The following is a 25324-nucleotide window of genomic DNA, read 5'->3' as shown; positions in this document are numbered from 1 at the left end:
GCGCGAAGCGATCGCAAGCCCCGCATTCGAACCGAATGCCCGCTACTACGCCGCTCACCTGCCACTCGACGAACAGAAGTCCCATATCTAGCGAGTCGGCAGATGTTTTCCATTACCTCTCAGGTAAGCGAATTTTCGCTGAGGCAACAGAGATTGGCAGAGATTGGCGGCGCCTCATCGTGCCAGAAACGGCTTCACAAGCCTGAGGAACTGGTCGGGGCATTCCTCCGGCGTGTAGTGGCCGCAGTCTTTGAGAATTGCGCCGTCCACGTGATCCGATACGCGCCGCATCGTGTCGATGGTGGTTTGGCCGGCTCCGATCGTCCCGCCGATAGCGAGCACGGGCATCGAAAGCTTGGCCTTCATGAGTTCCTGGTTCTGTCGTTGCGTTTGCGGGATGGCGCGATAGTAGGCGAAGCCTGCCTTCATCGCGCCCGGCACGGAATAGGCGCGGACATACTCCTCGATGGCAACGCGATCCGGCCGATAGGCGAGATGTTGGACAACCCAGCGCAGATAGGGACCTTCCCGCCCCGCCACGAGGAACTCGGGCAAATCCCGTAGCTGGTTGAACATGAATTGCGTCAGCCCTGCATTCGCGTCAGGCGGCAGCAACATGGGCGGCGTTGGGCTGACTCCGGGAATCAGGGCTTCACTGACGACGAGCTTGTCGATCGCCCCGCCGTGCCGCGCTGCCAACGGGTAGGCGATCCACATGCCGACGTCGTGGCCGATCACCGCATAGTGGTCCGCGCCGAGCTTGTGCATCAGTTCGCTCAGATCGTTCGCTGTGGTTTCGGTGTCGTAGCCGCTGTCGGGGCGGCTGGAGTCACCCATGCCGCGCGTGTCCACGGCAATCACGCGGTAGTCCTTCGCAAGCTCCGGCATGACCTTTCGCCAGATGTACCAGGTCTGGGGCCAGCCAGGGATGAGCAGCACGGTTCGTTCACCCGTGCCGCCAGCCACATAGTGCAGCTTCACGCCATTGACCTCGGCATAGTGGCTCCTGAAGCCCAGACCGAGATCCCCGTCATCGGACCGCGGCTTCAATTCCTCCGCCGAGGCACGAACGAAGCAGAGACTGACGACTACGAACGTCACCAAGAGTTTGCAACATCTCGGCATGGGACTCTCCCCGGTTCCGAAAGGTCATGACACCGAGTAACGACCAATGCGATCGGAGGTTGCAGCGCGGATGGCGGTTCCGCCGTCGCTTGCCCAATTGCACCCGGTGCGCCGATCTGCACGCGCAGGATCGTGTCGGCGGACCGGTCGGAACAACTCCGCAATCAGGGATGCGACCGCGAGTTGGATGAAAGTCGCCGACGCCAATTTGTCGTCACGTCGCGATCCGCTTGATTTTGCCAATCAATGATCTTGATCGAACCAGAATTGAGGGTGCAGCTCGACCAGATGGTCGACGACCGTAGCTGCGCCGGTGAAGTCCTCGTCGCGAAAGTAGAGGCTGCGCGTAATCAGGACCGGCACGCCGGCAGCGGCCGCCGCAACGAGACCGTTGCGGGAATCCTCGATGGCCAGGCAGGTCGCGGCGGGCAGGCCAAGGGCGCCGAGAGCCACGATATAGGCGTCCGGTTCCGGCTTTTTCTTGGACACGTCCTCTCCTGCGACGATAACGTCGAAATTCCGCTTCCAATCCGGTCCCAGATTTCTGCTTAGCAGCGCGACGATGTTGTCACGCGACGTGGTGGTCACGATCGCCAAGGGCACGCCCCGATCGCGGGCTTGATGGATCAGCGCAGCCACTCCTGGTCGCAGCTCGCAGGCGCCGCTGCAAACGAGCTCCGCATATCTCCGCGTCTTGAAGCGATGCAGCGCGTCGATGTCCTTGTCCGACAAAACGAAGGTCCGCTCGGGCAGGGAGTTCAGGAAGTGTCGAATCCGCTCCCGCCCGCCGGCAACCCGCAGCAGCCTGCCATACGTCGCAATATCCCAGCTCCACGGCAAGCCGAAATGGCCGAACGCGTCGTTGAATGCGCGCCGATGAAACTCCTCGGTCTCCGCCATCGTCCCATCGACGTCGAACATGATGGCTCCGAAGCGATCCAAGCTGCCCTCGCGTGCATTGTCCCACAGGCTTCCTCAGGCAAATTTGGCTCAAGCGCCGCGCCGCGGCGACTTGGAAATTCTAATAAGGGATAAAGCTTTCGCTTATATCTGTTCGGAGACGCACGACGGTCAGTGCGGTCCGACCATGCGCCGCGGATCGACATAGCGGTCATACTCATCGGCCGAGATAAAGCCCAGTGCGACGGCGGCCTCCCGCGGCGTGATTCCGTCCCGCAGGGCTTTCGCGGTGATTTCCGCGACTTTGTCGTAACCGAGAACCGGGTTGAGGGCCGTCGCGAGCAGTAAGGCGTCGGAGACATTGCGCGAGAGCCGCGCGCGATCGACCTCGAGGTCGCGCACCAATCGCTGGGCAAACATCGTCGCGCTGTCGGCCAGGATGCGGATGGACTGCAGCACATTATAGATCAGGACCGGCTTTGCGACGTTGAGCTCGAAGCTCCCCGACGCGCCGGCCGCCGAGACCGTGGCGTGGTTGCCAATGACCTGGAAGGCGGCCTGCGCCACCACCTCCGCCACCGTCGGATTGCGCTTGCCCGGCATGATCGACGAGGTAAGGCCGTCATGCGGGATGATCAATTCGCCAAGGCCGCAGCGAGGTCCCGAGCCGAGCAGGCGGATGTCGTTGGCGATCTTCAGGAGCGACACGGCGATAACATTCAGCGCCCCCGACACCTCGACCAGGGCGTCGTGTGCGGCCATGCCTTCGAATTTGCTCGCGTTCGGCGTGAAGTCTATTCCGGCGAGTGCGCTCGCCTCCTCGCAGAAGGCGGTGTCGAAACCGCGCGGTGCGTTGAGGCCGGTCCCGACCGCCGTGCCGCCTTGCGGCAATACGCAAAGCCGCGGCAGTACATCGCGCAAGCGCACGATGCCGTTTCCGACCTGCCGAGCGAAGGCATCGAATGACTGGCCGACCGTCATGGGCACGGCGTCCATCAGGTGGGTGCGGCCGACCTTGAGCACGTCGGCAAAGGCGTTCGCCTTGGCGGCGAACTCAGTCTCCAGCACGGCGAGCGCGGGACAGAGACGGTCGCGCAGCTCCAGCGCGGTCGCGATGTGCATCACCGTCGGGAAACTGTCGTTGGAGGATTGCGAGCGGTTGACATGATCGTTGGGATGCACCGGCAACTTGGTCCCAAGAGGCTGGCCGAGCAGTTCGTTGGCCCGGTTGGCGATGACCTCATTGACGTTCATGTTGGTCTGGGTGCCGGATCCGGTCTGCCAAATCGTGAGTGGGAAATGCGTATCGAACCTGCCCTCGCGCAGTTCGGCCGCGGCGCGCTCAATCACATCGGCAAGCGCGGGATCAAGCGCGCCGAGCCTGCGGTTGGCGCGGGCGGCTGCGATCTTTTGCAGGCCGAAGGCATGGATGAGACAGAGTGGAAAATGCTCCTCGCCGACAGCAAAGACCGCGCGGGCCCGCTCGGTCTGAGCACCCCAGTAGCGATCTACCAGGATTTCGACGGCGCCGAAGGCGTCGTGCTCCGTTCGTGTCGTGCGCGTCATGACCGATCGTCCTTCGGAATCGGATTTGGCTCGATGGCCGTCCTGGCGCGCGCCCCGTCATCGAACTCGCCGGTGAGTTTTGCCACCACGATCGTAGCCACCGCATTGCCGATGACGTTGCAGGTGGCGAGCGCGATCGACAGGAAGCGGTAGACGCCGAAGATCAAGGCGAGGCCCTCGACAGGCAGGATGCCTGTCGTGGTCACCGTGGCCGCGAACACGACGAAGGATCCGCCTGAGACGGTCGCGGCGCCCTTGGAGGTCAACAACATGATGGCGAGGATACCAAGCTCCTGCTGCCAGCTCAGCGACACGCCATAGGCATTGGCGAGGAAGATGACGCCCATCGACATGAACAGGGAGGTGCCGTCGAGGTTGAAGGCATAGCCGGTCGGCAGCACCAGGCCGACGGTCTGTTTCGAGGCGCCATAGGCTGGGAGCTTTTCAAGCAAGCGTGGCAGCACGCTCTCCGAGGAGGCGGTGCCGAGCATGATCATGATCTCATCACGCAGATAGCGCAGCAGGTCGAAGAGGCTAAAACGAAAGGCCGCGCAGATCGTCCCGAGCACGACGGCGATGAACAGGATGATGAGGACGTAAAAGGCCGCTACAAAATAGATGAGCGACAACAGAACGGCCGTCCCATTGGAGCCCACGGCATAGGCGATGGCCCCGAAAGTGCCGATCGGGGCGAGCCGCATGATGATGTGGATGAACTCGAAGAGCGCCGTCGAGATGATGTTGAGCCCGTTCTCGATCGGCGCGCGCTTCGCAGGCGCGAGCGCCATCAACCCGAAGCCGAAGATGAGCGCGATGACGAGCACCTGCAAGAGTTCGCCCCGCGCAAAGGCGCCGACGAAATTGTCGGGAAAGACGTTCAGCAGAAATTGCGCGAACGTCGTGTGCGAGGCCTCCGCCGCCTTTGCCGCCGCTGCAGCGCCCTTGGCCGCATCCGCCGATGCGCTGATGTGGCCGAGATTGCGGCCGACGCCGGACAGGTTGCCGAACACCAGGCCGAGCGCAAGCGCAAGCGTCGACACGATCTCGAAGTAGATCATGGCGGTCAGGCCGACCTTGCCGACGCGCTTGATGTCGCCGGCGGCGACCACGCCGACGGCCACCGTCAGGAAGACCAGCGGGGCGACCGCGGTCTTGATCAGCCGCAGGAAGATGTCGCCGAGGATCTTCAGCGAAGTCGCGAAGTCCGGCCAGACCAGCCCGACCACGATGCCCAGCGCCATGCTCACGGCGACCTGAAAGCCGAGATTGCCGAGGAGCGAGCGCTCCTTTCCACACTTCGCGTCCGCTCCGCCGATGTCCGCCATCGCCGTCATGGCACGGTCTCCTCCTGAAACAATTGTGGGATGTCGCAAGCGCGCTCTTGAGGGCGCCTTGAAGGGTTTCTTGCGAGTTCGGTCAGCCCCGCTTTGCCTGCGCCGATTTGGCGAGCGCGATCGCCCGATCGACCATCTCGCCGGAAAGCCCAAGATAGCGGGTGGGATCGCAGTGCGCGCGGATCATGTCGATGCTGCCGAGCGCGGTGACGATTTCCGACTCGGCTGCGAGAATGTCGGCGAGCTGACCGCCGCTTTGGATTGCTTTGCGGCAGGCCTCGTACACCACGTCATGCGCACGCTGCCGCCCGAGCTTCGGCGCGGCCGCCATCATCACGGCCTCGGCGACGATCAGGCCATGCGTCAGGTCGAGGTTTTCGCGCATGCGCCGTTCGTGAACCACGAGACCCGCGAGCATGAACTTGGCGCTGGCGAGCGAAGCCGCGGTGAGCAGGAAGGCCTCGGGCACGGATACCCATTCGAGATGCCAGGGACCGGTTGCGCGCTCGAAATCATGGATCATGCCGTCGAGCATGGTGGCGACGTGCTGACGCACGGCCTTGGCGGAGGCCAGCATGAGCTCGCTGGAGATCGGGTTGCGCTTTTGCGGCATGGTGGAGGAGGCGCCGCGGCCGGGCACGAAAGGCTCCGACACCTCGCCGAATTCCGTCGCCGACATCATCATGACGTCGGTCGCGATCTTGCCGAGCGTTCCGGTGATCAGCCCAAGCAGCGCCACGGCTTCGGCAATGCCGTCGCGGGCCACGTGCCAGGTGGCGGTGGGCTGCGCGAGGCCAAGCTCTTCGCAGAACAGGCGTTGAATTTCCAAGCCCTGCTCGCCGACCGAGGCGAGCGTGCCGGCCGCGCCGGCAAATTGCCCCATGAGGACACGAGGGCGGGCCTGAGCCACGCGCTCGCGATGCCGCTCGATCGAGGACAGCCACACCGCGGCCTTGTAGCCGAAGGTGACGGGCAGCGCCTGCTGCAGATGGGTACGGCCGGCCATCGGCGTGTCGCGATATTTCGTGGCGAGTTTCGCCAGGATGCCGCCGAGTTCGACCAGATCCGCGGCGATGATGTCGAGCGCGGCACGAAGCTGGAGGACGGTGGCCGTATCCATGATGTCCTGGGTCGTCGCGCCCCAGTGCACGTAGCGTCCCGCCTCACCCGCCGCGGCCGAGAGCTGATGCACCAGCGGCAGAATGGGATAGCCGACGATCTCCGTCTCCTGCCGCAGCCTGTCGAAATCGATGGTGATCGTGCGGCTGGCCCGGTCGATCGCCTCTGCGGCTGCCGCCGGGATGACGCCGGCGCGAGCCTCAGCCCGGGCGAGCGCCGCTTCCGCCTCGAGATAGCGGCCGACAAGCGCCTCGTCGGAGAAGATCGCGCGCATCGCGGGCGTGCCGAACATGTCGCGGAACATGACGGAATCGAAGACGGTGCTGGCCAAGGCGCTTCCCTATGTCTGAGCTATGTACGTCTGAACTATGTACGAACATAATATTTTGATCGTACATATTCCGGCTTGTCAAGACCCGGCCTTGACACGGCCGTGCCGGCTTGCCGATGTCCTTTGGGCCGAATGGAGACGGTGAAGATTGGAAACGCGCTACGCCTATGTTGCTCGCAGCCTCACGGAGGCGATCGCCACGGGGCGTTATCCCGTGGGCTCGGTGCTCCCGAACGAGATCGAACTCGCGGCCCAATTTGGCGTGAGCCGTTCGACCGTTCGCGCGGCCATGCAGGAATTGCAGGCCTCAGGCCTGGTGAGCCGGAAAAAAAGCGCCGGCACGCGGGTGGAGGCATCCTCCCCTTCCCTTGGGGGGCACGGATTCATCCAGACCCTCGGCACCATCGAGGCCGTCCAGCAATTCGGCATCGAGACAGTGCGCGACATCCAGGAGGTCGCGGAAGAGGTCGCCGATGACGAACTCGCCGCCTGGCTCGGCTGCCGCGCCGGCCGCCGCTGGTTACGCATCTCGAGCGTGCGCCTCGTTCCTGGAGATAAAACGAGGCTGCCGATCTGCTGGACGGATATCTACATCGATGCCGCCTATGCCGGTGAGGTGCGCGCCCGGATGAAGAACCATGCGGGCATCTTCGGCACGCTGCTCGAGGCGATCACCGGCCGGCAGATCGCCGAGATCCGCCAGGACATCCGCGCGATCGGCGTGCCGCCGCGGATCGCCTCCAAACTTCGCGCCGAGGCCGGATCGCATGCGCTTGAGATCCGGCGCCAATACGTGCTGAGCCCGAATTCGCTGGCGGAAATCTCGATCAGCGTCCATCCGGCCGACCGCTATGGCTATTCCATGCGGCTCACGCGGCAAGGATCGACTGCTTCGAACCAAAGTGGAGGCCGGCCACGCGCGCGATCCGCGCGGAGCAAGTGAGGGCCGGCTTTGCCTCGAGCCGGGTCCATCGAACTGTCTACCCTCGCGCAGCTACGCGGCTAGAATCTCATTCTTCCGGCTTAGAACGACTCGCTCCCCGCTGCGTCCTGGCCCATTGGCTTACGGCCGAAGCAGAAAGAATGTCATGATGAGCAAAGGGATTGTCAGCGCGATCCACGATGCGGCGTCCCAAACGCCATCGCCAAGGAGCGCCGATACCAGGCCGAACACGGCAATCAGGGCGATGATGAGTGGAAACCGGAATATCCGCGCAATCGAGCGTCGCGAGACCGCCATCAGCGGGACTCCGAAACCGTCGAAGCAACGCCTGTAGCAACATGCTCGACCTGTCGCGAACCAGCCGCGCGGAAGCGCGCCATCCAAAGATAGAGGCCGCTTCCGAGCACGATCAGCGTCGCAACATCCAGCAACGCCCAGATCACTTTGAGCGGCATGCCGCCATAATCGCCAAAATGCAGTGGTTTCGAAACGAACAGTGCCTTCGCATACCAGGGCAGATCTCGCGTATCCGAGAGCGTTCCGTCGGCGGCGTTGATCAGAAACGGCTTGATCAGCCGTGAGGTCAAGGGCTGGTCGCCGCTGAGGAACACGGCATAGTGATGACCGCCTGCGAAGGGCGTGCCCGGCATCGCGACCGACTCGACCTTCATTCCAGGCGCGGCCGCCACGGCGGCATCGATCGCCGCCTGCGGCGACGATAGCCTCGCCGGCACCGGAGCGTCGCGCCAAGGCGCGATCATTTGGGCGAGTTCGGTCGCTTGCCAGTGCCGCGCCACCTGTTGCGACAGCGTATTGATCATGCCGGTGATGCCGACCACCAGCATCCACGCGGTGAGAACGATTCCGGCAAGATTGTGCAGGTCGAGCCAATAGAGCCGCCGCGTGCGACGACGGACCGCTCCGAAATCGAGCCGCCGCATGAACGGGCCATACACCACGACGCCGGATATGATTGCGACGACGAAGCACAGCGCGATCGCCCCGAGAAACAACATGCCCCTTTCTTCAAGCAGCAGATCGGTATGGAGGTCCTTGATGAACTTGATGATCGGGCTCCTGGTGCTGCCGCCCTCGCGCAACACCCGTCCGGTGTGACCGTCGATCGTGACAATCGCGGTCGGTCTGCGGGCGTTGAGCTCGGGAGCCATGAACAGATGCCACATCGGCTCATCATCGTCCGGGACCGCAAAGGTTATGACCTCGCCCGGCCGCCACGCGCGGCCGATCTCAAGGATGCGATCGAGACTGAGGAGCGGCGTCGAAGCGGCGACAGCATCGGGCTTGGCCTTGACGCCCAGCGATTGATCGATCTCTTCGTGAAAGATCAGCGGCAATCCGGTCAGGCAGAGCATGAACAGGAAGAGCGTGCAGACCAGGCTCGTCCATTTGTGGACGTCCTTCCAGATGCCGACCACGCGCGGCGTCATGATGGCGGCCTCACCAGGTGTAGCGCACGCTGCCCGTGATCGTGCGGCCGGAGCCGAGATAGCAGGCATTCAGGCTCGTGCATGTCGCGACATAGTATTTGTCGAACAGGTTGGTCGCGTTCATGGCGAGTTTGACGCCGCGCAACCTGGGATCCAGATAGGACAGATCGTAGTGGAGGGCCGCGTCGACCAGCGTGTAGCCGGGGATCAGGATCGTATTTGCCGCATCGCCGTAGGACTCGCCGATGTACCGGATGCCGCCGCCCCATCCGAAACCGGCAAACTGCCCTTGCTGCAAGGTATAGTCGGCCCATAGCGCGGCCTGATTGCGCGGCGTGACCGTGAATTGCCTGCCAAGCTGACTGAGGGTGTTCGTCTTCGTCACTTCCGTATCGGTGTATGTGTAGGAGCCGATCAGCTTTAATCCCTCGGTCAGGCTTGCCGTGGCTTCCAACTCCGCGCCGCGCGAGCGGCCTTCGCCGGTCTGCACGCTAAACAGCGGATTGGTCGGATCGGGTGTCGTCACGTTCTGCTGGACGATATTGAAGAGCGCTGCCGTCAGCAGCAGATTGGTGCCGACCGGCTGATACTTGGCGCCGACCTCTACCTGCTCGGCCGTTGTTGGTTTGAAGGGCGTCCCTGCTTGCGTCAGGCCGAGCATCGGCTGGAACGAGCGCGCATAGGCGACATAGGGCGAAAGGCCGAAATCGAACACATAGTTCAAGCCGGCGCGGCCGGAAAAAGCCTCATCATCCTGGTTCTGCTGCGTACCCTTGATGAAATTGAGCGTTTCCGTGTTCAGCCAATCATGGCGACCGCTCAGTGTCAGGCGCCAGCGGCCAAGCGCGATCTGGTCCTGGAGGTAGAGACCTGTTTGATCCTGTGTCTGGCCGCTATGAATCGTGGTTACGGGGAACGTGATCGGCGCGCCATAGACCGTGTTGTACAGGTTGACGGCAGGCGCGGACCCAAAACCCTCGTTCAGTTCACTGGTCGCATGCCGGTAATCCAAGCCAAGCAGCGCGACATGCGCGAGCGGCCCGGTCGAGAACCGCGCTTCCGCCTCGTTATCCATCGTGAGCGCCGTGGCATCTTCGGGGAAGGAGAAAACGCCGCGGTTCAAGGTCTCAAGATCGGGCCGCAGCGCCGTGGAGCCCAGCGCGCCGGCGCCCGCGACCGCATAGGTGTTGGTCTCGACGCCAGTGTAACGAAGGCTCTGGCGCACGGTCCAGACTTCATTGAACGAATGCTCCAACTGATAACCGACCCAATATTGCGTGCGATCGAAATGATCGAAGCCGGGCTCGCCAACGAACTTGGTGAGCGGAATCCGGCCGTTCGGATTCGGATACAGCGTGCCCACGGCGGGGAAGAACTGCAGCGCAAGCCCGGTGACATCACGCTGATAGCCGCTCAGGAACGTGAATGTCGTGTCGAGGTCGGGTCTCCAGGTCAAGGACGGCGCGATCGCACCACGAAAATCATCGACGAAATCGACCTGCGTTCCACCGCCATGCAGCGTGCCGGCGATACGATACATCACATCGCCCTTTGGGTCGCCGCCGCCGATATCAAAGTTGGTCTGCGCCCGGCCCCAGCTATCGGCCAGAAACTCAACCGAATTGACCGGCGTCGCCGAAGGCAAACGGCTGACCAGATTGACCATGCCACCTGGCGCGATTTGCCCATACAGCGACGAAGAAGGACCTTTGAGCACCTCGACCCGTTCGAGCAAATTCAGATCGATCTTCGGCTGGGCAAAACTGCTGGCGCCGTAGGGAAGCTCCATACCATCAAGGTAGAGCACCGGCTGAAAACCGCGGATGCGGAGCGACTCGAAGCGCGTGTCGTTCGGGCTGTTGTTGGTGGCGACACCGGCCGTGTATCCCAACGCCTGGACCACCGTCTGCGCATTCTGGTCCGTCATCTGCTCGCGGCCGACGACCGAGATCGCCTGCGGCACCTCCAGCAGCGGCGTATTGGTCTTGGTGCCGACGAGGCTACGATGAGCGACGTAACCCTGGATCGGACCATTGCCTTGCTGGAATGTACCCTTCCTCGCCGCGGTTTCGGTGCGCACAGTTTCAACGCCGCGTTCGGGTACTGTTGTCGAATGCACCGAACGCGCTGAGCGCGCCACGCTCACGGTCCGATTTGTGCTCCCGGATTGCGCACGCCGTCTCGGTGCATCGATCGTGACGGGAGGAAGTGGTGCCGCCGTATCCTGCTGCTCGGATGTCGAAGGTGCCTGCGCCCTGCCCGCCGTCGCCGCTATTGCGATAATGAGGAAAGCCGCGCTCACCCCTGCCGGTGCTGAAGTCTTCAAAGTTGCGCCCCATCGGAACCCCTAATGAGGCACCCCCTAACGCCACGAAACGATCGTGAAAAGAAATTGGACGCGATTTCTCTCTAGAAGCTCTCAACTTTGGAAGCGGTCAAAAATCGGCATCAAGTTTAGAACGTTTCCATGCGCATCATCGATCTTGATGCGTGATCAAGCGGTTCAAGTCCCTGCAGGGCAATGCCTTGATTTTGAAGTTTCACGGGATCTTGCCGATCACTCTCGCCCCGTAAGCCGTGCTATTATCAAACGCGAAAACAGAAGGGAGATCGCAGTGGCCAAACCTCTTCGACAGCAGCCATTCCCAGCTCTTCCGAAGCGCCGATTTGTCATTCGATCCGAAGAAGCGATCGAGTTGCGGAGTCTTTATGAAGAGCTGCCTTACGCCGCGATGCGTGCGGCGGAGGCATTGCGTGCAGATGGAGCAGCTCTGAGAGGAGATGACTTGCTGCCTTTCTGGCGAGCGGAAAACGCGGTCACGGAAATCATTCAGCGAATTAATGAGATTCTTACGCCCGAATGGATTTCTCAGGCTGCAAAGCCTTAAAAACGCCCTGTCATTTCCCGCAAGGCGAGGCCCTAGGGCGGCCTACGCCACCGCCAGGCGCGCCCGTGCGCGCAGGAGCAGCGCGAGCACGATCGCCATGTTGAGCGCGTTCCAGGCAAGGCCGTTGGCGAAGGCCGCCGCATAGGAGCCGGTCGCGTCGAAGATCACGCCGGAGATCCAGCCACCGAAGGACATGCCGATCACGGAGGCGAAGATCACCAGGCCGACGCGTGTGGCGGCCTCCCGCGCCGGCATCGCCTCGCGCACGATGATGGCATAGCTCGGCACGATACCACCCTGGAACAGGCCGAACATTCCGGAGATGAGATAGAGCGAGGTCAGGCTGTCGAAGAACAGGTAGAACAAGAGCGCAAAACCTTGCGCGACCGATCCGATCAAAAGCGTGCGGATGCCGCCGATCTTGTCGGCCAGGACTCCCGAGCCGATGCGGCTGACGATGCCGAGCGCCATCATCAATGACAGCATTTCGGCGCCACGCGCCACACCGTAACCGAGATCGCCGCAATAGGCGACGATATGGACCTGCGGCATCGCCATCGCCACGCAGCAGGCGATGCTCGCAATCGAGAGCAGCGCGGTCAGCGCATTGGTCGAGAGGTTGAGATCAAGACGCGGCGGCGCCTCGCCGGCGTGATCGCGAACCGCGGCATGTCCGATCTGCGCACGCAGCACCAGAAGCAGCAGCGCCATCGTCACCGCGCAGAACACGCCGATCGCGATGTAGGTTGCGCGCCACCCGGCGCTCCCAATACCCCACGTGGTGAGCGGCGGCCAGGCCGCGCCCGCGACATAATTTCCGCTGGCGACGATGGTCACCGCGAGACCGCGATAGCGCTCGAACCAATGCGACACTTCCGCCATCAGCGGCGCGAAATTTGCGGACGTGCCCAGTCCGATCAGGAAGTGCACGGCGATGAACTGCCACAGGGTCCCCGACAGCCCGGCCAGGACATAGGCGCATCCGAGAACGACGATGCTTGCCCCCATCGCAACGACAATGCCGAAGCGGTCGGTCATTCTGCCGACGACGACGCCGCCGAGCCCGAAGCCGAGCATGGTGAGCGTGAAGGCCAGCGAGACCGCGCCACGGCTCGCTGAGAACTCCGTCTGCACCACGGGCAGCACGACGACGACCGTCCACAGGCCGACGCTGCCGATGGAGGCGATGAGAAGCGCAAGCGCAAGCCGCAGCCAAGCCTGACGCGAGTCGGGCGCAGAGGCGGGCGTTTCCTGCACTTTGTTGGTGTTAGGGGCGTGCACGACCCGCAACTTCCCTGTCCGGAGCCTATCGGTCAAGCAACATGACGCGATATTAGGCATGCGCATCCAACGCAACGGCAGTTCCGTGTCTGTTCCCCGATGCTGCGGCCTTCGAGCTTGACGCTCTCGATCGCGCGTTCGATATAGGCTGGCAGGTGGACAAGCGGGCATGCGCCTCATTCGAACGATCATCGCCGTAATGATCGCCCTCTCGGTGGCCATGCTGCCGGTTGCGGGATTCGCCGCTCCTATCGTCAATCCGACACAAGACGTCCCTGACCAAATGTCAGGCGCAGCGGACACGATGGAGATGGCCATGGTGACCGACATGTCGGGTACGATGGGCGCGATGGACGAGTGCTGTCCGGACCCCATGAAAGCCAAGCCGTGCGACCAGCCTGCGCATCAGTGTCCGGTCGCCTGCTGCACGGCCCCACCGACAGGTCTTGCCAACGCCCCCATGACCCTTCTGGATCTGCCAATGGTGGCGGGACGGCCGCTGCCGATCCCTGTGGACCAGGTCGCTGCTTTGCACAGCAGCAGTCCGCCGTTCCGACCTCCTCGAGTCTGACCGTCTCTTGAAACGCCGAATGCGTGAGCGCCTGCGCTCGCGCGCGATGACGCTTGCCGCGCGCCGTCTCAACGCCGCGGCTGAGACCAGACCTCTTGAGGAGAAGAATAATGTTGAAGTTCACGCGCATTGCGGCGCTTGCCGCCGTCATGAGCCTTGCTGCTTCCGCGGCCTCTGCGGCCGCTGGCGACTACGTCTTTGAGGCGGTCAATGCGGACATGAAGAAAGGCGACGATGTCACCGTCGCCGTCCGCCTGATCAACAAGCGGTCTGGAAAGCCGGTACCGGACGCGGTGATCATCCGCACGCGCGTCGACATGGCGCCGGACGGAATGGCCGAGATGCAATCCAGGGTGACTCCGCTGCCCGCGAAAGAGCCCGGCGTCTACGCCTTCAAGACGGATCTGCCGATGGCAGGACGCTACCAGCTCAGTCTCTCCGCCAAGGTGCAGGGCGAGCCCGAGACGGTAACCGGCAGCGTCGTGATCAAGGCCGCCAAGTGAGACGCGGGAGCGCTCCCTTGCGGGCGCTCCGAGCTTCGAACGCAGCCATCACTCACGATCTGCAGGCACACGTCATGACCACGCTCCGATTCTTCACGGCTTTGACGCTCGGCATCGGCCTCGGCGCAGGCAGCTACTGGGCGGCACAGCGGCCATTATGGCCGATCCAGTCGCATCTCACGACGCCGGCGGCGGCCGCCGAGCGCAAGATCCTCTACTATCGCGATCCGACCGGCGCGCCGTTCTGGTCGGCCGATCCCAAGAAGGACAGCGGTGGCCGCGACTACCTGCCGGTCTATGATGACGAGGAGCCATCCTCGGATCAGCCCGCGCCGGAACCAAAAGCTGCGGAGGCGTCGCGCAAGATTCTTTACTACCGCAATCCGATGGGCCTGCCGGACACCTCGCCGGTACCGAAGAAGGATCCGATGGGAATGGACTACATTCCCGTCCATGAGGGCGATGACGTCGATGACGGCACGATCAAGCTTTCCCCGGGTAAGATTCAGCGCACCGGCGTGACCTCCGAACCCGCCGAACGCCGCATCATCCGGACACGGGTCCGGGCACCCGGTACGATTCAGCTCGACGAGCGCCGCATCTCCGTCATCGCGATGCGCGCCGAAAGCTACGTGCAAAAGGTCGCCGACGTCACCACCGGCGCGCGCGTCTCCGCAGGTCAGCCGCTGATGGAAATTTACAGCCCGGCGATCGCCTCGGCCGCAGCCGAATATCTCGCAACCATCGATTCCAAGACGACCGGAGGGGTCGAACTCTACGGCCGTGGCTCAAAGCAACGGCTGCTCAATCTCGACGTCCCGGAGGCAATCATCGCGACCATGCAGAAGACCCATGTCGCGCCGATCGCCATTCAATGGCCGGCGCCCCGCGACGGCATCGTGCTTGAGCGTAACGCCATCGAGGGCATGCGCGCGCAGCCCGGCGATGTGCTGTTTCGGATTGCGGACACCTCGGTCGTATGGGCGCTGGTGGACGTGGCGGAACGCGATCTCGGCAGCATCGCCCTCGGCCAACCCGTGACCGTGCGCGCGCGCAGCTTTCCCGGCCGCACATTCTCGGGCTCGATCAGCATGATCTATCCGCAAGTGAACCGCGAGACGCGGACGGCGCGAATCCGCATCGAGCTCGTCAACAAGGGCCTCGACCTGCTCCCGGACATGTATGTCGATGCGGACATCGGCACCGGCGATCGGACGCCGGTGATCGCCGTACCTGAGAGTTCGGTGCTCGATACCGGCAGCCGGCAGGCCGTGCTGGTCGACAAGGGCGAGGGCCGCTTCGAGCCACGCGCCGTCCAGCTTGGCCGCCGTGGCGACGGTTATGTCGAGGTGACGGAAGGCCTCAGCGCGGGCGAGGCAGTCGTCACCTCCGCCAACTTCCTGATCGACGCCGAGAGCAACCTGAAGGCGGCGCTGAAGAGCTTTGCGGAAGCCGCGCCGCAGGTCGTTTCACCCTCGGGCGATACGAAAAACATGGGAGAGCAGCAATGATCTCCCGCCTCATCGCGTGGTCGGCCCGCAACCTGCTGTTGGTCCTGTTTGGGACCGGCTTTGCGGCCGCCGCAGGCCTCTATGCGCTCATGCATCTGCCGCTGGATGCAATTCCCGATCTCTCGGACACGCAGGTGATCGTTTACACCGAATATCCGGGACAGGCGCCGCAGGTGATCGAGGACCAGGTCACCTATCCCCTGACCACCGCGATGCTGACCGTGCCGAAATCCAAGGTCGTGCGCGGCTTCTCGTTCTTCGGCGTCTCCTTCGTCTACGTCATCTTCGAGGATGGCACCGACATCTACTGGGCGCGATCGCGGGTGCTGGAGTTCCTGAACAGCGCCGCTGCGCGACTGCCGGTCGGCGTGACCCCGACCATCGGTCCTGACGCCACCGGCGTCGGGTGGGTCTATCAATATGCCGTGATGTCCAAGGAATTGAACCTGGCGGACACGCGGACGATCCAGGACTGGAATCTGAAATTCGCGCTGGCCAAGGCCGAAGGCGTGGCCGAAGTCGCGAGCGTCGGCGGCTTCGTCAAGCAATATAACGTGATCCTCGACCCGCAGCGCATGCGCGATCGCGGCATCAGCATGCAGAGGATGCGCGAGGCCATCCGCGCCAGCAACACCGACGTCGGCGGCCGTACCGTCGAGCTTTCGGAATTCGAATACGTCATCCGCGGCAAAGGCTATCTCAGGGACATCAACGATCTCGGCAACATCGTGCTCAAGACCAGCAACGGCACTCCGGTGCTGTTGCGCGATGTGGCCCGCGTCGAGCTCGGCCCCGACGAAAGGCGGGGACTCACCGAGCTCAACGGCGAGGGCGAGGTCGCGAGCGGCATCGTGCTGCAGCGCTTCGGGGCCAATGCGCTGGACGTGATCGATAACGTCAAGAAGCGGTTCGCGGAGATCGCGACCAGCCTGCCGAAATCGCTGGAGATCGTACCGGTCTACGACCGCTCCAACCTGATCTATGCCGCGATCGATACGCTCAAACACACGCTGGTCGAGGAAAGCATCGTCGTCGCGCTGGTCTGTGTCGTGTTCCTGCTGCATGTCCGCAGCTCCCTGGTCGCGATCGTCATGCTGCCGGTCGGTGTGCTGATGGCGTTTGGCGCGATGAAGCTGCTCGGCCTGGGCTCAAACATCATGAGTCTCGGCGGTATCGCGATTGCGATCGGCGCCATGGTCGACGCCGCCATCGTCATGATCGAGAACGCGCACAAGCATCTCGAACGCGCCGAGCCCGGCCGCTCCCGCGTCGCGATCCTGATCGAGGCGGCCTCGGAGGTGGGACCGGCGCTGTTCTTCAGCCTTCTGATCATCACTGTGTCGTTCATGCCGATCTTTACGCTGGAAGCGCAGGAAGGGCGGCTGTTCAGTCCGCTCGCCTATACCAAGACCTTTTCGATGGTGGCCGCCGCGCTATTGTCGGTGACGCTGGTGCCGGCGCTGATGGTGATCTTCGTGCGCGGCAGGATCGTGCCCGAGCACAAGAACATCATCAACCGCCTCCTGATTTGGCTGTATCGGCCAGTCATCAAGACCGTGCTTCGCGGCAAGATCCTGGTGGTCCTGCTGGCACTCGCAATGCTCGCCCTGACGATCTGGCCGGCGCGACAGCTCGGTACGGAATTCATGCCGACGCTGAACGAAGGCACCCTGCTCTACATGCCGACGACATTGCCCGGCATTTCCGTGACCAAAGCCGCCGAACTGATGCAGATGCAGGACCGCATCATCAAATCGTTTCCCGAAGTTGCCTCGGTCTACGGCAAGGCCGGGCGGGCCTCGACCGCAACGGATCCGGCGCCCACCGAGATGTTCGAGACCATCGTCAACCTCAAGCCCAAAGAGCAGTGGCGACCCGGCGTGACCGTCGACCGCTTGATTGCCGAGATGGACAAGGCCTTGCAATTTCCCGGCGTCTCAAACGCCTGGACCATGCCGATCAAGGCGCGCATCGATATGCTCTCGACAGGCATCCGCACCCCCGTCGGCGTAAAGGTGATGGGCACCGATCTCGTCGAGATCGACAGGCTGGCCAAGCAGATCGAGCAGGTCTTGAAGGCCGTACCCGGCACCTCGTCGGCCTATGCCGAACGCAGCATCGGCGGCTATTACCTGGAGATCACGCCGGACCGGCCAGCGCTGTCGCGCTACGGCCTGACGGTCCAGGACGTGCAGGACACGATTGCGACGGCGCTCGGCGGCCAGACGGTGACCACGACGGTCGAAGGCCGTCAGCGTTTCACGGTCAATATGCGCTATCCGCGCGACCTCAGGGACAATCCCAAGGCGATCGCGAACGATGTGCTGGTCCCCTTGCCGGGCGGAGGGACCGTGCCGCTCGGCGAGGTCGCGGCCGTCGATCCCGCGCGCGGCCCGACCTCGATCCGCACCGAGAACGGGCAGCTTGCGACCTACATCTATGTCGACATCCGCGACCGCGATCTCGGTGGCTACGTTGCCAACGCGCAAAAGGCCGTTGCCGCGAGCATCCGCTTTCCGCCGGGATACTATGTGGTCTGGAGCGGCCAATATGAGTATCTGGAGCGGGCGGCCGCGCGGCTGAAAATCGTCGTGCCGGTGACGCTCACCATCATCTTCCTGTTGCTCTATCTCAATTTCCGCTCGATCACCGAAACGGCCATCGTCATGCTGTCGCTGCCGTTCGCACTCGTCGGCGGCCTGTGGATGATGTGGTGGCTCGGTTTCAACCTCTCGGTTGCTGTCGCCGTCGGGTTCATTGCGCTCGCAGGTGTTGCCGCTGAGACTGGCGTCGTCATGCTGATCTATCTCAATCAGGCGCTCGCCGGGATCAAGGCGAGGCGCGAGCGGAGCGGACGGCCCTTGACCCGCGCCGATCTGCACCAAGCCATCATGGAAGGCGCGGTCGAGCGCGTGCGCCCGAAGATGATGACGGTCACCGCGATCATGGCCGGTCTCCTGCCGATCATGTGGAGCACGGGGACCGGATCGGAAATCATGCAACGCATCGCCGTGCCCATGATCGGCGGCATGATCTCCTCGACGTTGCTGACGCTGATCGTAATCCCCGCGATCTTTGGGCTGATCAAGGGTCTCGGACTTGGGGATATTGGTCCTTCTGCGCCTCCGATTCAGCGAGATGCCGTAACGAAGCGGATCGCGGTGCCTGAACCTGCTGAGTGAGACTGACAGCGCGCCGGACAGGCGCGACCTTGCGATGTCGGGCTCACGATGGCGTCATTGCGCGCGCAAGCTCTGGGCGGCGCGGACCGGACGCTCAATCTTGCGCCGCAAGCTCCAGATTCCGGGTTCGCCGCTCCGCGGCGCCCCGGAATGACCGTGGGGCGGTGGGGCGGCACCCCAACAGGGCACACGCCTGCAGTATCCGGCGCGTAACAAGTTCCCGTTAACCCTTTCCTAACCATACACCAGGCAAAAATTGCCGGGTGAAGTTGAGTGTCGTCGACCGCGTAAAACGGAGATCTCCGTGGACGCAAGTGCGGTGCCTCACCTTTGGAACGGTGGCCCATCGGCCGCCGCGCAGACGTTTGGGGCGCGCGAACGGCATTCGCGTGGGGAGACGGCAAGCATGGTCGATGTCACGGCAGGCCAGGGCGCGGAGGGGCTCGGCAGGTTTCCCAAGCTCAGCGACATCGGCGGCATCTTAAAGCGCGGCGATATCGCGCTGGCACTCGGCATCATGACCATTCTGGTGGTGCTGATCCTGCCCCTGCCCTCGATCGTGCTCGACATGTTCCTGGCGATCTCGATCACGTTCTCGATCCTGATCCTGATGACGTCGCTGTTCATCCAGACGCCATTGGAGTTCTCGTCCTTCCCGACCGTCCTGTTGATCTCGACCATGCTGCGCCTGTCGCTCAGCCTCGCCTCGACGCGGCTGATCCTCTCGCACGGGCATGAGGGGACAGACGCCGCGGGCCACGTCATCCAGGCGTTCGGCAATTTCGTGATGGGCGGCAATTTCGTCATCGGCATCATCGTCTTTGCGATCCTGGTCACCGTGAACTTCGTCGTCATCACCAAGGGTTCGGGCCGCATCGCCGAAGTCGCCGCGCGCTTCCATCTTGACGGCATGCCCGGCAAGCAGATGGCGATCGACGCCGACCTCTCGGCCGGCCTGATCGACGAGAAAGTCGCCAAGGAGCGGCGCAAGGCGCTGGAGGACGAAAGCGGCTTCTTCGGCGCGATGGATGGTGCCTCCAAATTTGTCCGCGGCGACGCGGTAGCCGGACTGCTCGTCGTCTTCATCAACATCATCGGCGGCATCATCATCGGCGTTGCCCAGCAGGGCCTCTCCTTCGGCGAGGCCGCACAGACCTATACGCTGCTCACGGTCGGCGACGGCCTGGTGACGCAGGTGCCTGCGCTGATCGTCTCCACCGCGGCCGGCCTGCTCGTCTCCAAGGCCGGCGTGTCGGGCGCCGCCGACAAGGCGCTGATCCGGCAATTCTCCGGCTATCCGCAGGCGCTCGGCATGGTCGCCGGCGTCATGTTCGTGCTGGCGTTGCTGCCGGGCCTTCCGACCATTCCCTTCCTCGCGCTTGCCAGCGGCACCGGCGCGCTGGCCTGGAACGCGCGCAAGCAGAAGCAGGCCAAGGCGACGGCGGAAGCGCAGGCGGCGGCCGCGGCGACCGTCAAGGCCGGCACGGCGGGTGCAGCGGCGGAAGAGCCGATCTCGAGCGCACTCAAGATCGACGATCTCAAGATCGAGCTCGGCTATGCGCTACTGCCGCTGGTGAACGGCCCCGACGGCACCGACCGCCTGACCGAGCAGATCAAGGCGCTGCGCCGGTCGCTCGCGATCGAGATGGGCTTCGTGATGCCATCGGTGCGCATCCTCGACAATGTGCAGCTCGAGGCCAATACCTACGTCATCAAGATCAAGGAAGTGGACGCCGGCAGCGGCAAGATCTGGCCGAACCAGTTCATGGTGATGGATCCCGCCGGCAACCAGGTCTCCATCCCCGGCATCCACACCACCGAGCCGACCTTCGGACTGCCGGCCACTTGGGTGGACGCGAGCCTGAAGGAAGAAGCCTCGCTCAAGGGCTACACCGTGGTCGATGCCGCGACCGTGCTGTCGACCCACCTCACCGAACTCCTGAAGAACAACATGTCGGACCTGCTCTCCTACGGTGAGGTGCAGAAACTCTTGAAGGAATTGCCGAAGGAACAGAGCGAGCTCATCAAGGATATCGTGCCGGGCCAGGTCACGATCTCGGGCATCCAGCGCGTGCTGCAGCTTCTCCTTGCCGAGCGCATCTCGATCCGCGATCTCTCCACCATCCTCGAAGGCATCGCCGACGCTCTGGCCTTCTCGCGCAACCCGACGACGATCGTGGAGCATGTCCGGGCTCGCCTCGCCCGCCAAATCTGCGCGCAAAACACCTCGCCGAACGGCTATTTGCCGCTGATCGCACTGTCCGCCAAATGGGAACAGGCCTTTGCGGAATCCCTGGTCGGCCAGGGCGACGAGCGGACGCTGGCAATGCAGCCCTCGAAGTTGTCGGATTTCATGGGCGCTGTGCGGGATGCCTTCGAGCGCGCCGCGCGCGATGGCGAGGCGCCGGTGCTGGTCACCTCCGCCGCGATCCGACCCTTCGTGCGCTCGCTGGTCGAGCGGTTCCGCGCCCAGACCACGGTGCTGTCGCAGGCCGAAATCCACCCCCGCGCCCGGCTGAAAACGGTGGGAAGCGTTTAAAACGAAGCAGTTACGGCCTGTGCTTTTTCGTCACAGGCAACTGATTTTTACCCTCTCGCGATTCCGCTGCATTCCTCGCGAGAAGGCGGCGACATCCATTCAACTCATTGAGATTGTTTTATTATTTACGGATTGAGCTTTCAGGCAATCGCGAGCCTTCACGTCTTTTCACCGCCTTGTGATCGCCCCTAGGGAACTCAAACCTCTATTCCTACGTTTCCCGCATGCAAGACGTTGAACCTGTCGGCTGAGAGGACGGACTTATTCAACACGGCAGGAAGGGCAGGAGACTTCCATGAACCACTCGATCTACAGTGCGGATCGTACGACCCACCTGAAGATCGTGGTCGTGGCGCTGGTGGCCGGCGTTGTGGTCGCGGGCATCGGTATCTCCGCTCGCGTCAACGCGGCAGATGACGGCTACACGCAGACCGCGCGTGTCATCAAGGCCGGCAAGCCGATAGCGGTCACGAGTTCAAACACCTCGATGGTTCGCTGAAGAGGAGTTTAAAGGAATTCACGTAGCTCTTTACCAGCCCCCCAAAGTCGCTACGTGGATATGTAGAAGACCCAACTACCCCCAAGTCGACTACACGAAAACGCCCGCTCCCCACGGGCGTTTTCTGTTTTTGGGCGCATGGAGCGTCCCGTCTTCTCCCGACGACCTCGTCATCGGAGGTCCGCACCGGGCCGCAATCGCAACACGGCTTGCGGCAGGTTTGCCGAAACCCAGGCGGCAATCGCATCCTGCGTGCGATGATAGAGCAAGCCGCTCGCGACGACGGCAATCCCGATCAGCGATAGCGCGAAGGGAAACAGCAGGGAATCTTTGAAGACCACGTCGGCGAGATGGCCGAGATAGAGCGCGATGCCGAGCGCGCCGAACACGGCATAGGCGCGCCGCATGATGACCACCGCGACGAACAGAAGGCCGACATTGAGCAGGCAATAGACCGCCTTTCCCAGTTCGGTCGCACCTTCTGTAGCGGTGATGCCGCCCCAAAAAGCAAAGAGGCCAAACAGGTGCAGCCAGAACGCAAAGTCGCCGCCGCGGCTGCGATAATCGACCGCCCACGCAGTGGCGAGAATGACGAGCCCGAACCACACGGAGACTTTGCGCCGCATCTCGAAGTCGAAATGATCGACCCCGAACATCCAGGGCGTCAGATCCATCGACATGAACCACAGCGCGAAGGCGATAATCGCGACGATGAAGGGGAAGCGGAAGAAGCGGAGCGCAACGACACCAGCGATAACCGTGGCGACTTCCATGAGAATCCAGCTTCCCTTGATCCAGACGTAGAAGTCGCGATAGCTCCCGGGCGCGCCGAACTTGCCCCACCAGCCAAGCTCGGCCTGCACGCCATAGACCGCCAGCGGCGCCATCGACACCGCAATCGCGATCAGTAGCCCGCCGGGGACGCGCAGAGTCTTGCGGTACCAGAGATGGTGGCCGGCCAGGGTGAAACCGGCCGCATAGACGACAGCGCACGCGATGAGCGCGCGACCGCCCATTTGCGAGAAGGCCACGGTCGAGAACAGGCCCATGGCCCCAATCACGATCAGTGCGCCCGCGTACCAAAGCAGATGCGCGGCGTCGAATTTGACAGGCGCTGCCGCGAGACTGGCCGGCGAGCCCGTGGCGAGATACGCGAGCAGCCGCTGCAGATCCGCGGCGCTGATCACGCCAGCCTTTGCTGCGGCCCGAAGATCGGCTTCCGAATACGACATTGCCGTCGCTCTCCATGTCGCGCGACGCGTATGCCAGCCGGCGCAGCGCTTCGCTGCGCGCATTCGGCCGGTCACAATCGCGGCAAGCTGGAGTATAGGGAGAAATGAACAATGTTCAACATAAATATGAACATTGTTCAAAAAAATTCGTAGGGATGACCGTCATTCCGGGGCGGTCCGCAGGACCGAACCCGGCTCGACATTCCGGGTTCGATGCTTCGCATCGCCCCGGAATGACAGCGCCCTACTCCGCCAGCGCCTTCATCTCGGCATAGAGATCCGATTTGCCCTCGAAGCCGATACCTGGAACCTCCGGCATGGTGATGTGGCCGTTTTCGACACGGACACCGTCGGGGAAGCCGCCATAAGGCTGGAACAGGTCGGGATAGCTCTCATTGCCGCCGAGGCCCAGGCCGGCGGCGATATTGAGCGACATCTGGTGGCCGCCATGCGGAATGCAGCGGCTCGGCGACCAGCCGTGCGTCCTCAGCACCTCGAGGGTGCGCTGATATTCGCACAGGCCATAGGACAACGCGCAATCGAATTGCAGCCAGTCGCGGTCGGGGCGCATCCCGCCATAGCGGATCAGATTGCGCGCGTCCTGATGGCTGAACAGGTTTTCGCCGGTCGCCATCGGCGCGGGATAAAATTCGGCGAGCGCCGCCTGCAATGCAAAGTCCAGCGGATCGCCCGCTTCCTCGTACCAGAACAACGGATAGTCCCGCAGCATTTTTGCGTAGGCAATCGCCGTCTCCAGGTCGAAGCGGCCATTGGCGTCGACGGCGAGCTGCGCGTCATTGCCGATCTCCTCCAGCACCGCCTCAATGCGCTTGCGGTCCTCATCGATCGGCGCGCCTCCGATCTTCATCTTCACCACATTGTAGCCGCGATCGAGATAGCCACGCATCTCGCCGCGCAGCATGGAAAGGCCCTTGCCGGGATAGTAATAGCCGCCGGCAGCATAGACGAAGACGCGCGGATTGGCCTTGAGCCTGTGTTGCTCGGCGAGCAGGCGGAACAGCGGCTTGCCCGCGATCTTCGCCATCGCATCCCAAACCGCCATGTCGATGGTACCGACCGCAACCGAGCGCTCGCCATGGCCGCCCGGCTTTTCGTTGGTCATCATCGTCGCCCAGACCTTATCTGGGTCGAGATTGTCGCCGGCCTCATTGAGCAGAGTCTTCGGATTGGCCTCCAGAAGCCGCGGCGCAAAGCGCTCGCGGATCAGGCCGCCCTGCCCGTAGCGGCCATTGGAATTGAAGCCGTAGCCGACCACGCGCTTGCCATCGCGCACCGCGTCGGTGACGACGGCGACGAGGCTCGTCGTCATCTTGGTGAAATCGATATAGGCGTTACGGATCGGCGAAGAGATCGGCTTTGTCACTTCGCGGACGTCGATGATGCGGACGGACATGGGGGCAGGCTTTCGAAAGGTTGTTGGTTCTTCGTTATTTCTTTGCACCGTCATTCCGGGGCGGTCGCGCAGCGGCCGAACCAGGAATCTCGAGATTCCGGGCTCGCGCTGACGCGCGTCCCGGAATGACGGCGGGTCTTACAAGCTGCGCCCGGACGCCGCTATACTGCTTAGTTCTTAGTCCGATCACTTCTTGTCGCGGAAGTACGGCTCGACCGTTCCATGCACCTTGATGGTCAGCGGGTTGCCGTAGCGGTCCTTGGCATTGCCGGCGGTGACGCGCACCCAGCCCTCGCTGACGCAATATTCCTCGACGTTGGTCTTCTCGACGCCCTTGAAGCGAACACCGATGTCGCGCGCCAGAATGTCCGCATTGTAATACGGGCTGTTCGGATCGACCGATAGGCGGTCCGGCAACTGCTCGCTCGCTTGAGCGGGCGTGGTCTCGTTCTTCTCGTTCACAGCAGCGCCTCGATGTCTTTCCTCAGGCTTTCGGGTCTTGTGGTCGGCGCGTGGCGCGCCGCCACCTTGCCTGCACGGTCCACCAGGAACTTGGTGAAATTCCATTTGATGGAGGAGCCGAGCAGGCCCGATTTCTCATTCTTCAGGTAATTGTACAAGGGATGCGCGCGCGGGCCGTTGACCTCGATCTTGTCGAACATGGGAAAGGTCACATCGTACTTGCTTGCACAGAACTCGCCGATGTCCTTCGCATTGCCCGGCTCCTGGGCGCCGAACTGGTTGCGGGGGAAACCGAGCACGGCAAAGCCGCGTGGCAAGAACTCCCGGTATATCGCCTCGAGCCCTTCGTATTGCGGGGTGAAGCCGCATTTGCTCGCTGTGTTCACGATCAAGAGCACCTTGCCCTCGAATTGCTTCAAAGCGATCTCGTCGCCCGCGAGCGACTTGGCCGAAAACTGATAGACGCTTGGCATGAT

At 62.9% G+C, this 25324-nt stretch carries 21 protein-coding genes; 8 read left to right on the top strand and 13 right to left on the bottom strand.

Annotated features, from left to right (window positions below; translation table 11 throughout):
- Positions 1-174 precede the first annotated feature (174 nt).
- The 5 genes from P6U23_RS06615 to pcaB form a co-directional block, all read right to left on the bottom strand.
- A complete protein-coding gene (locus P6U23_RS06615; protein WP_407178764.1) occupies positions 175-1125 on the bottom strand; it encodes an alpha/beta fold hydrolase in 951 nt (316 codons plus the stop codon).
- Positions 1126-1368: 243 nt separating this feature from the next.
- Entirely contained in the window at positions 1369-2046 is a 678-nt protein-coding gene (locus tag P6U23_RS06610; RefSeq protein ID WP_407178763.1) for an HAD family hydrolase, read from the bottom strand.
- 150 nt (positions 2047-2196) lie between these two features.
- Positions 2197-3591 carry a class II fumarate hydratase gene (locus P6U23_RS06605; protein ID WP_407178762.1) on the bottom strand — a complete coding sequence of 465 codons (1395 nt, stop codon included), beginning with the start codon at positions 3589-3591 and terminating at the stop codon, positions 2197-2199.
- The gene (locus P6U23_RS06600) at positions 3588-4925 is read right to left on the bottom strand and encodes a cation:dicarboxylate symporter family transporter (protein ID WP_407178761.1); all 1338 of its coding nucleotides are present in this window, start codon (positions 4923-4925) and stop codon (positions 3588-3590) included. Before P6U23_RS06600 ends, P6U23_RS06605 begins: the two co-directional genes overlap by 4 nt.
- 82 nt (positions 4926-5007) lie before the next feature.
- Entirely contained in the window at positions 5008-6348 is a 1341-nt protein-coding gene (gene pcaB, locus P6U23_RS06595; protein ID WP_407181353.1) for a 3-carboxy-cis,cis-muconate cycloisomerase, read from the bottom strand.
- A gap of 175 nt (positions 6349-6523) precedes the next feature.
- On the opposite strand from pcaB, the gene P6U23_RS06590 reads away from it, so the two are divergent.
- Positions 6524-7318: a GntR family transcriptional regulator gene (locus P6U23_RS06590; protein ID WP_407178760.1), complete on the top strand. Its 795-nt coding sequence runs from the start codon at positions 6524-6526 to the stop codon at positions 7316-7318.
- A 120-nt stretch (positions 7319-7438) separates the two neighbouring features.
- Here P6U23_RS06590 and P6U23_RS06585 read toward each other — a convergent pair whose 3' ends face one another.
- From P6U23_RS06585 to P6U23_RS06575, 3 genes are read right to left on the bottom strand one after another with little or no spacing between them, the layout of a single operon-like run.
- Positions 7439-7615, bottom strand: coding sequence for a hypothetical protein (locus tag P6U23_RS06585; RefSeq protein ID WP_407178759.1), 177 nt, complete (start codon positions 7613-7615; stop codon positions 7439-7441).
- Entirely contained in the window at positions 7615-8766 is a 1152-nt protein-coding gene (locus P6U23_RS06580) for a PepSY-associated TM helix domain-containing protein (RefSeq protein WP_407178758.1), read from the bottom strand. The genes P6U23_RS06585 and P6U23_RS06580 overlap by 1 nt, the downstream gene beginning before the upstream one ends.
- A gap of 10 nt (positions 8767-8776) precedes the next feature.
- The gene (locus tag P6U23_RS06575; RefSeq protein WP_407178757.1) at positions 8777-10846 is read right to left on the bottom strand and encodes a TonB-dependent siderophore receptor; all 2070 of its coding nucleotides are present in this window, start codon (positions 10844-10846) and stop codon (positions 8777-8779) included.
- Between the two features lie 301 nt (positions 10847-11147).
- Here P6U23_RS06575 and P6U23_RS06570 point away from each other — a divergent pair, with 301 nt between their 5' ends.
- Entirely contained in the window at positions 11148-11654 is a 507-nt protein-coding gene (locus P6U23_RS06570; RefSeq protein ID WP_407178756.1) for a hypothetical protein, read from the top strand.
- 42 nt (positions 11655-11696) lie between these two features.
- Here the strand turns inward: P6U23_RS06570 and P6U23_RS06565 are convergent, their stop codons facing one another.
- On the bottom strand, positions 11697-12866 hold the full coding sequence (locus P6U23_RS06565) for an MFS transporter (RefSeq protein ID WP_407181352.1): 1170 nt from the start codon (positions 12864-12866) through the stop codon (positions 11697-11699).
- A gap of 238 nt (positions 12867-13104) precedes the next feature.
- On the opposite strand from P6U23_RS06565, the gene P6U23_RS06560 reads away from it, so the two are divergent.
- From P6U23_RS06560 to P6U23_RS06535, 6 genes are all read left to right on the top strand, one after another.
- Positions 13105-13506: a hypothetical protein gene (locus P6U23_RS06560; RefSeq protein WP_407178755.1), complete on the top strand. Its 402-nt coding sequence runs from the start codon at positions 13105-13107 to the stop codon at positions 13504-13506.
- A gap of 110 nt (positions 13507-13616) precedes the next feature.
- Complete coding sequence (locus tag P6U23_RS06555) at positions 13617-14009, top strand: FixH family protein (RefSeq protein WP_407178754.1); 393 nt, start codon at positions 13617-13619, stop codon at positions 14007-14009.
- A gap of 74 nt (positions 14010-14083) precedes the next feature.
- Positions 14084-15520 carry an efflux RND transporter periplasmic adaptor subunit gene (locus P6U23_RS06550; RefSeq protein WP_407178753.1) on the top strand — a complete coding sequence of 479 codons (1437 nt, stop codon included), beginning with the start codon at positions 14084-14086 and terminating at the stop codon, positions 15518-15520.
- Positions 15517-18702, top strand: coding sequence for an efflux RND transporter permease subunit (locus P6U23_RS06545; RefSeq protein WP_407178752.1), 3186 nt, complete (start codon positions 15517-15519; stop codon positions 18700-18702). The genes P6U23_RS06550 and P6U23_RS06545 overlap by 4 nt, the downstream gene beginning before the upstream one ends.
- A gap of 406 nt (positions 18703-19108) precedes the next feature.
- Positions 19109-21241, top strand: a complete 2133-nt coding sequence (gene flhA, locus P6U23_RS06540) for a flagellar biosynthesis protein FlhA (RefSeq protein WP_407178751.1) — start codon at positions 19109-19111, stop codon at positions 21239-21241.
- A 295-nt stretch (positions 21242-21536) separates the two neighbouring features.
- Positions 21537-21740, top strand: coding sequence for a hypothetical protein (locus P6U23_RS06535; RefSeq protein WP_407178750.1), 204 nt, complete (start codon positions 21537-21539; stop codon positions 21738-21740).
- Between the two features lie 170 nt (positions 21741-21910).
- Here the strand turns inward: P6U23_RS06535 and P6U23_RS06530 are convergent, their stop codons facing one another.
- The 4 genes from P6U23_RS06530 to P6U23_RS06515 all read right to left on the bottom strand — a co-directional run bounded on the left by P6U23_RS06530 (position 21911) and on the right by P6U23_RS06515 (position 25321).
- Positions 21911-22972: a hypothetical protein gene (locus P6U23_RS06530; RefSeq protein WP_407178749.1), complete on the bottom strand. Its 1062-nt coding sequence runs from the start codon at positions 22970-22972 to the stop codon at positions 21911-21913.
- A 244-nt stretch (positions 22973-23216) separates the two neighbouring features.
- Positions 23217-24386 carry a mandelate racemase/muconate lactonizing enzyme family protein gene (locus P6U23_RS06525; protein ID WP_407178748.1) on the bottom strand — a complete coding sequence of 390 codons (1170 nt, stop codon included), beginning with the start codon at positions 24384-24386 and terminating at the stop codon, positions 23217-23219.
- A 186-nt stretch (positions 24387-24572) separates the two neighbouring features.
- Complete coding sequence (locus tag P6U23_RS06520) at positions 24573-24848, bottom strand: DUF3297 family protein (protein ID WP_407178747.1); 276 nt, start codon at positions 24846-24848, stop codon at positions 24573-24575.
- Positions 24845-25321, bottom strand: a complete 477-nt coding sequence (locus tag P6U23_RS06515) for a glutathione peroxidase (RefSeq protein ID WP_407178746.1) — start codon at positions 25319-25321, stop codon at positions 24845-24847. Before P6U23_RS06515 ends, P6U23_RS06520 begins: the two co-directional genes overlap by 4 nt.
- Positions 25322-25324: the final 3 nt, after the last annotated feature.

The organism is Bradyrhizobium sp. STM 3562, from assembly GCF_045571435.1.
Taxonomy (GTDB): Bacteria; Pseudomonadota; Alphaproteobacteria; order Rhizobiales; family Xanthobacteraceae; genus Bradyrhizobium.
Note: the sequence above shows the minus strand (reverse complement) of the source record. Positions and strands in the feature narration are given on the sequence as shown.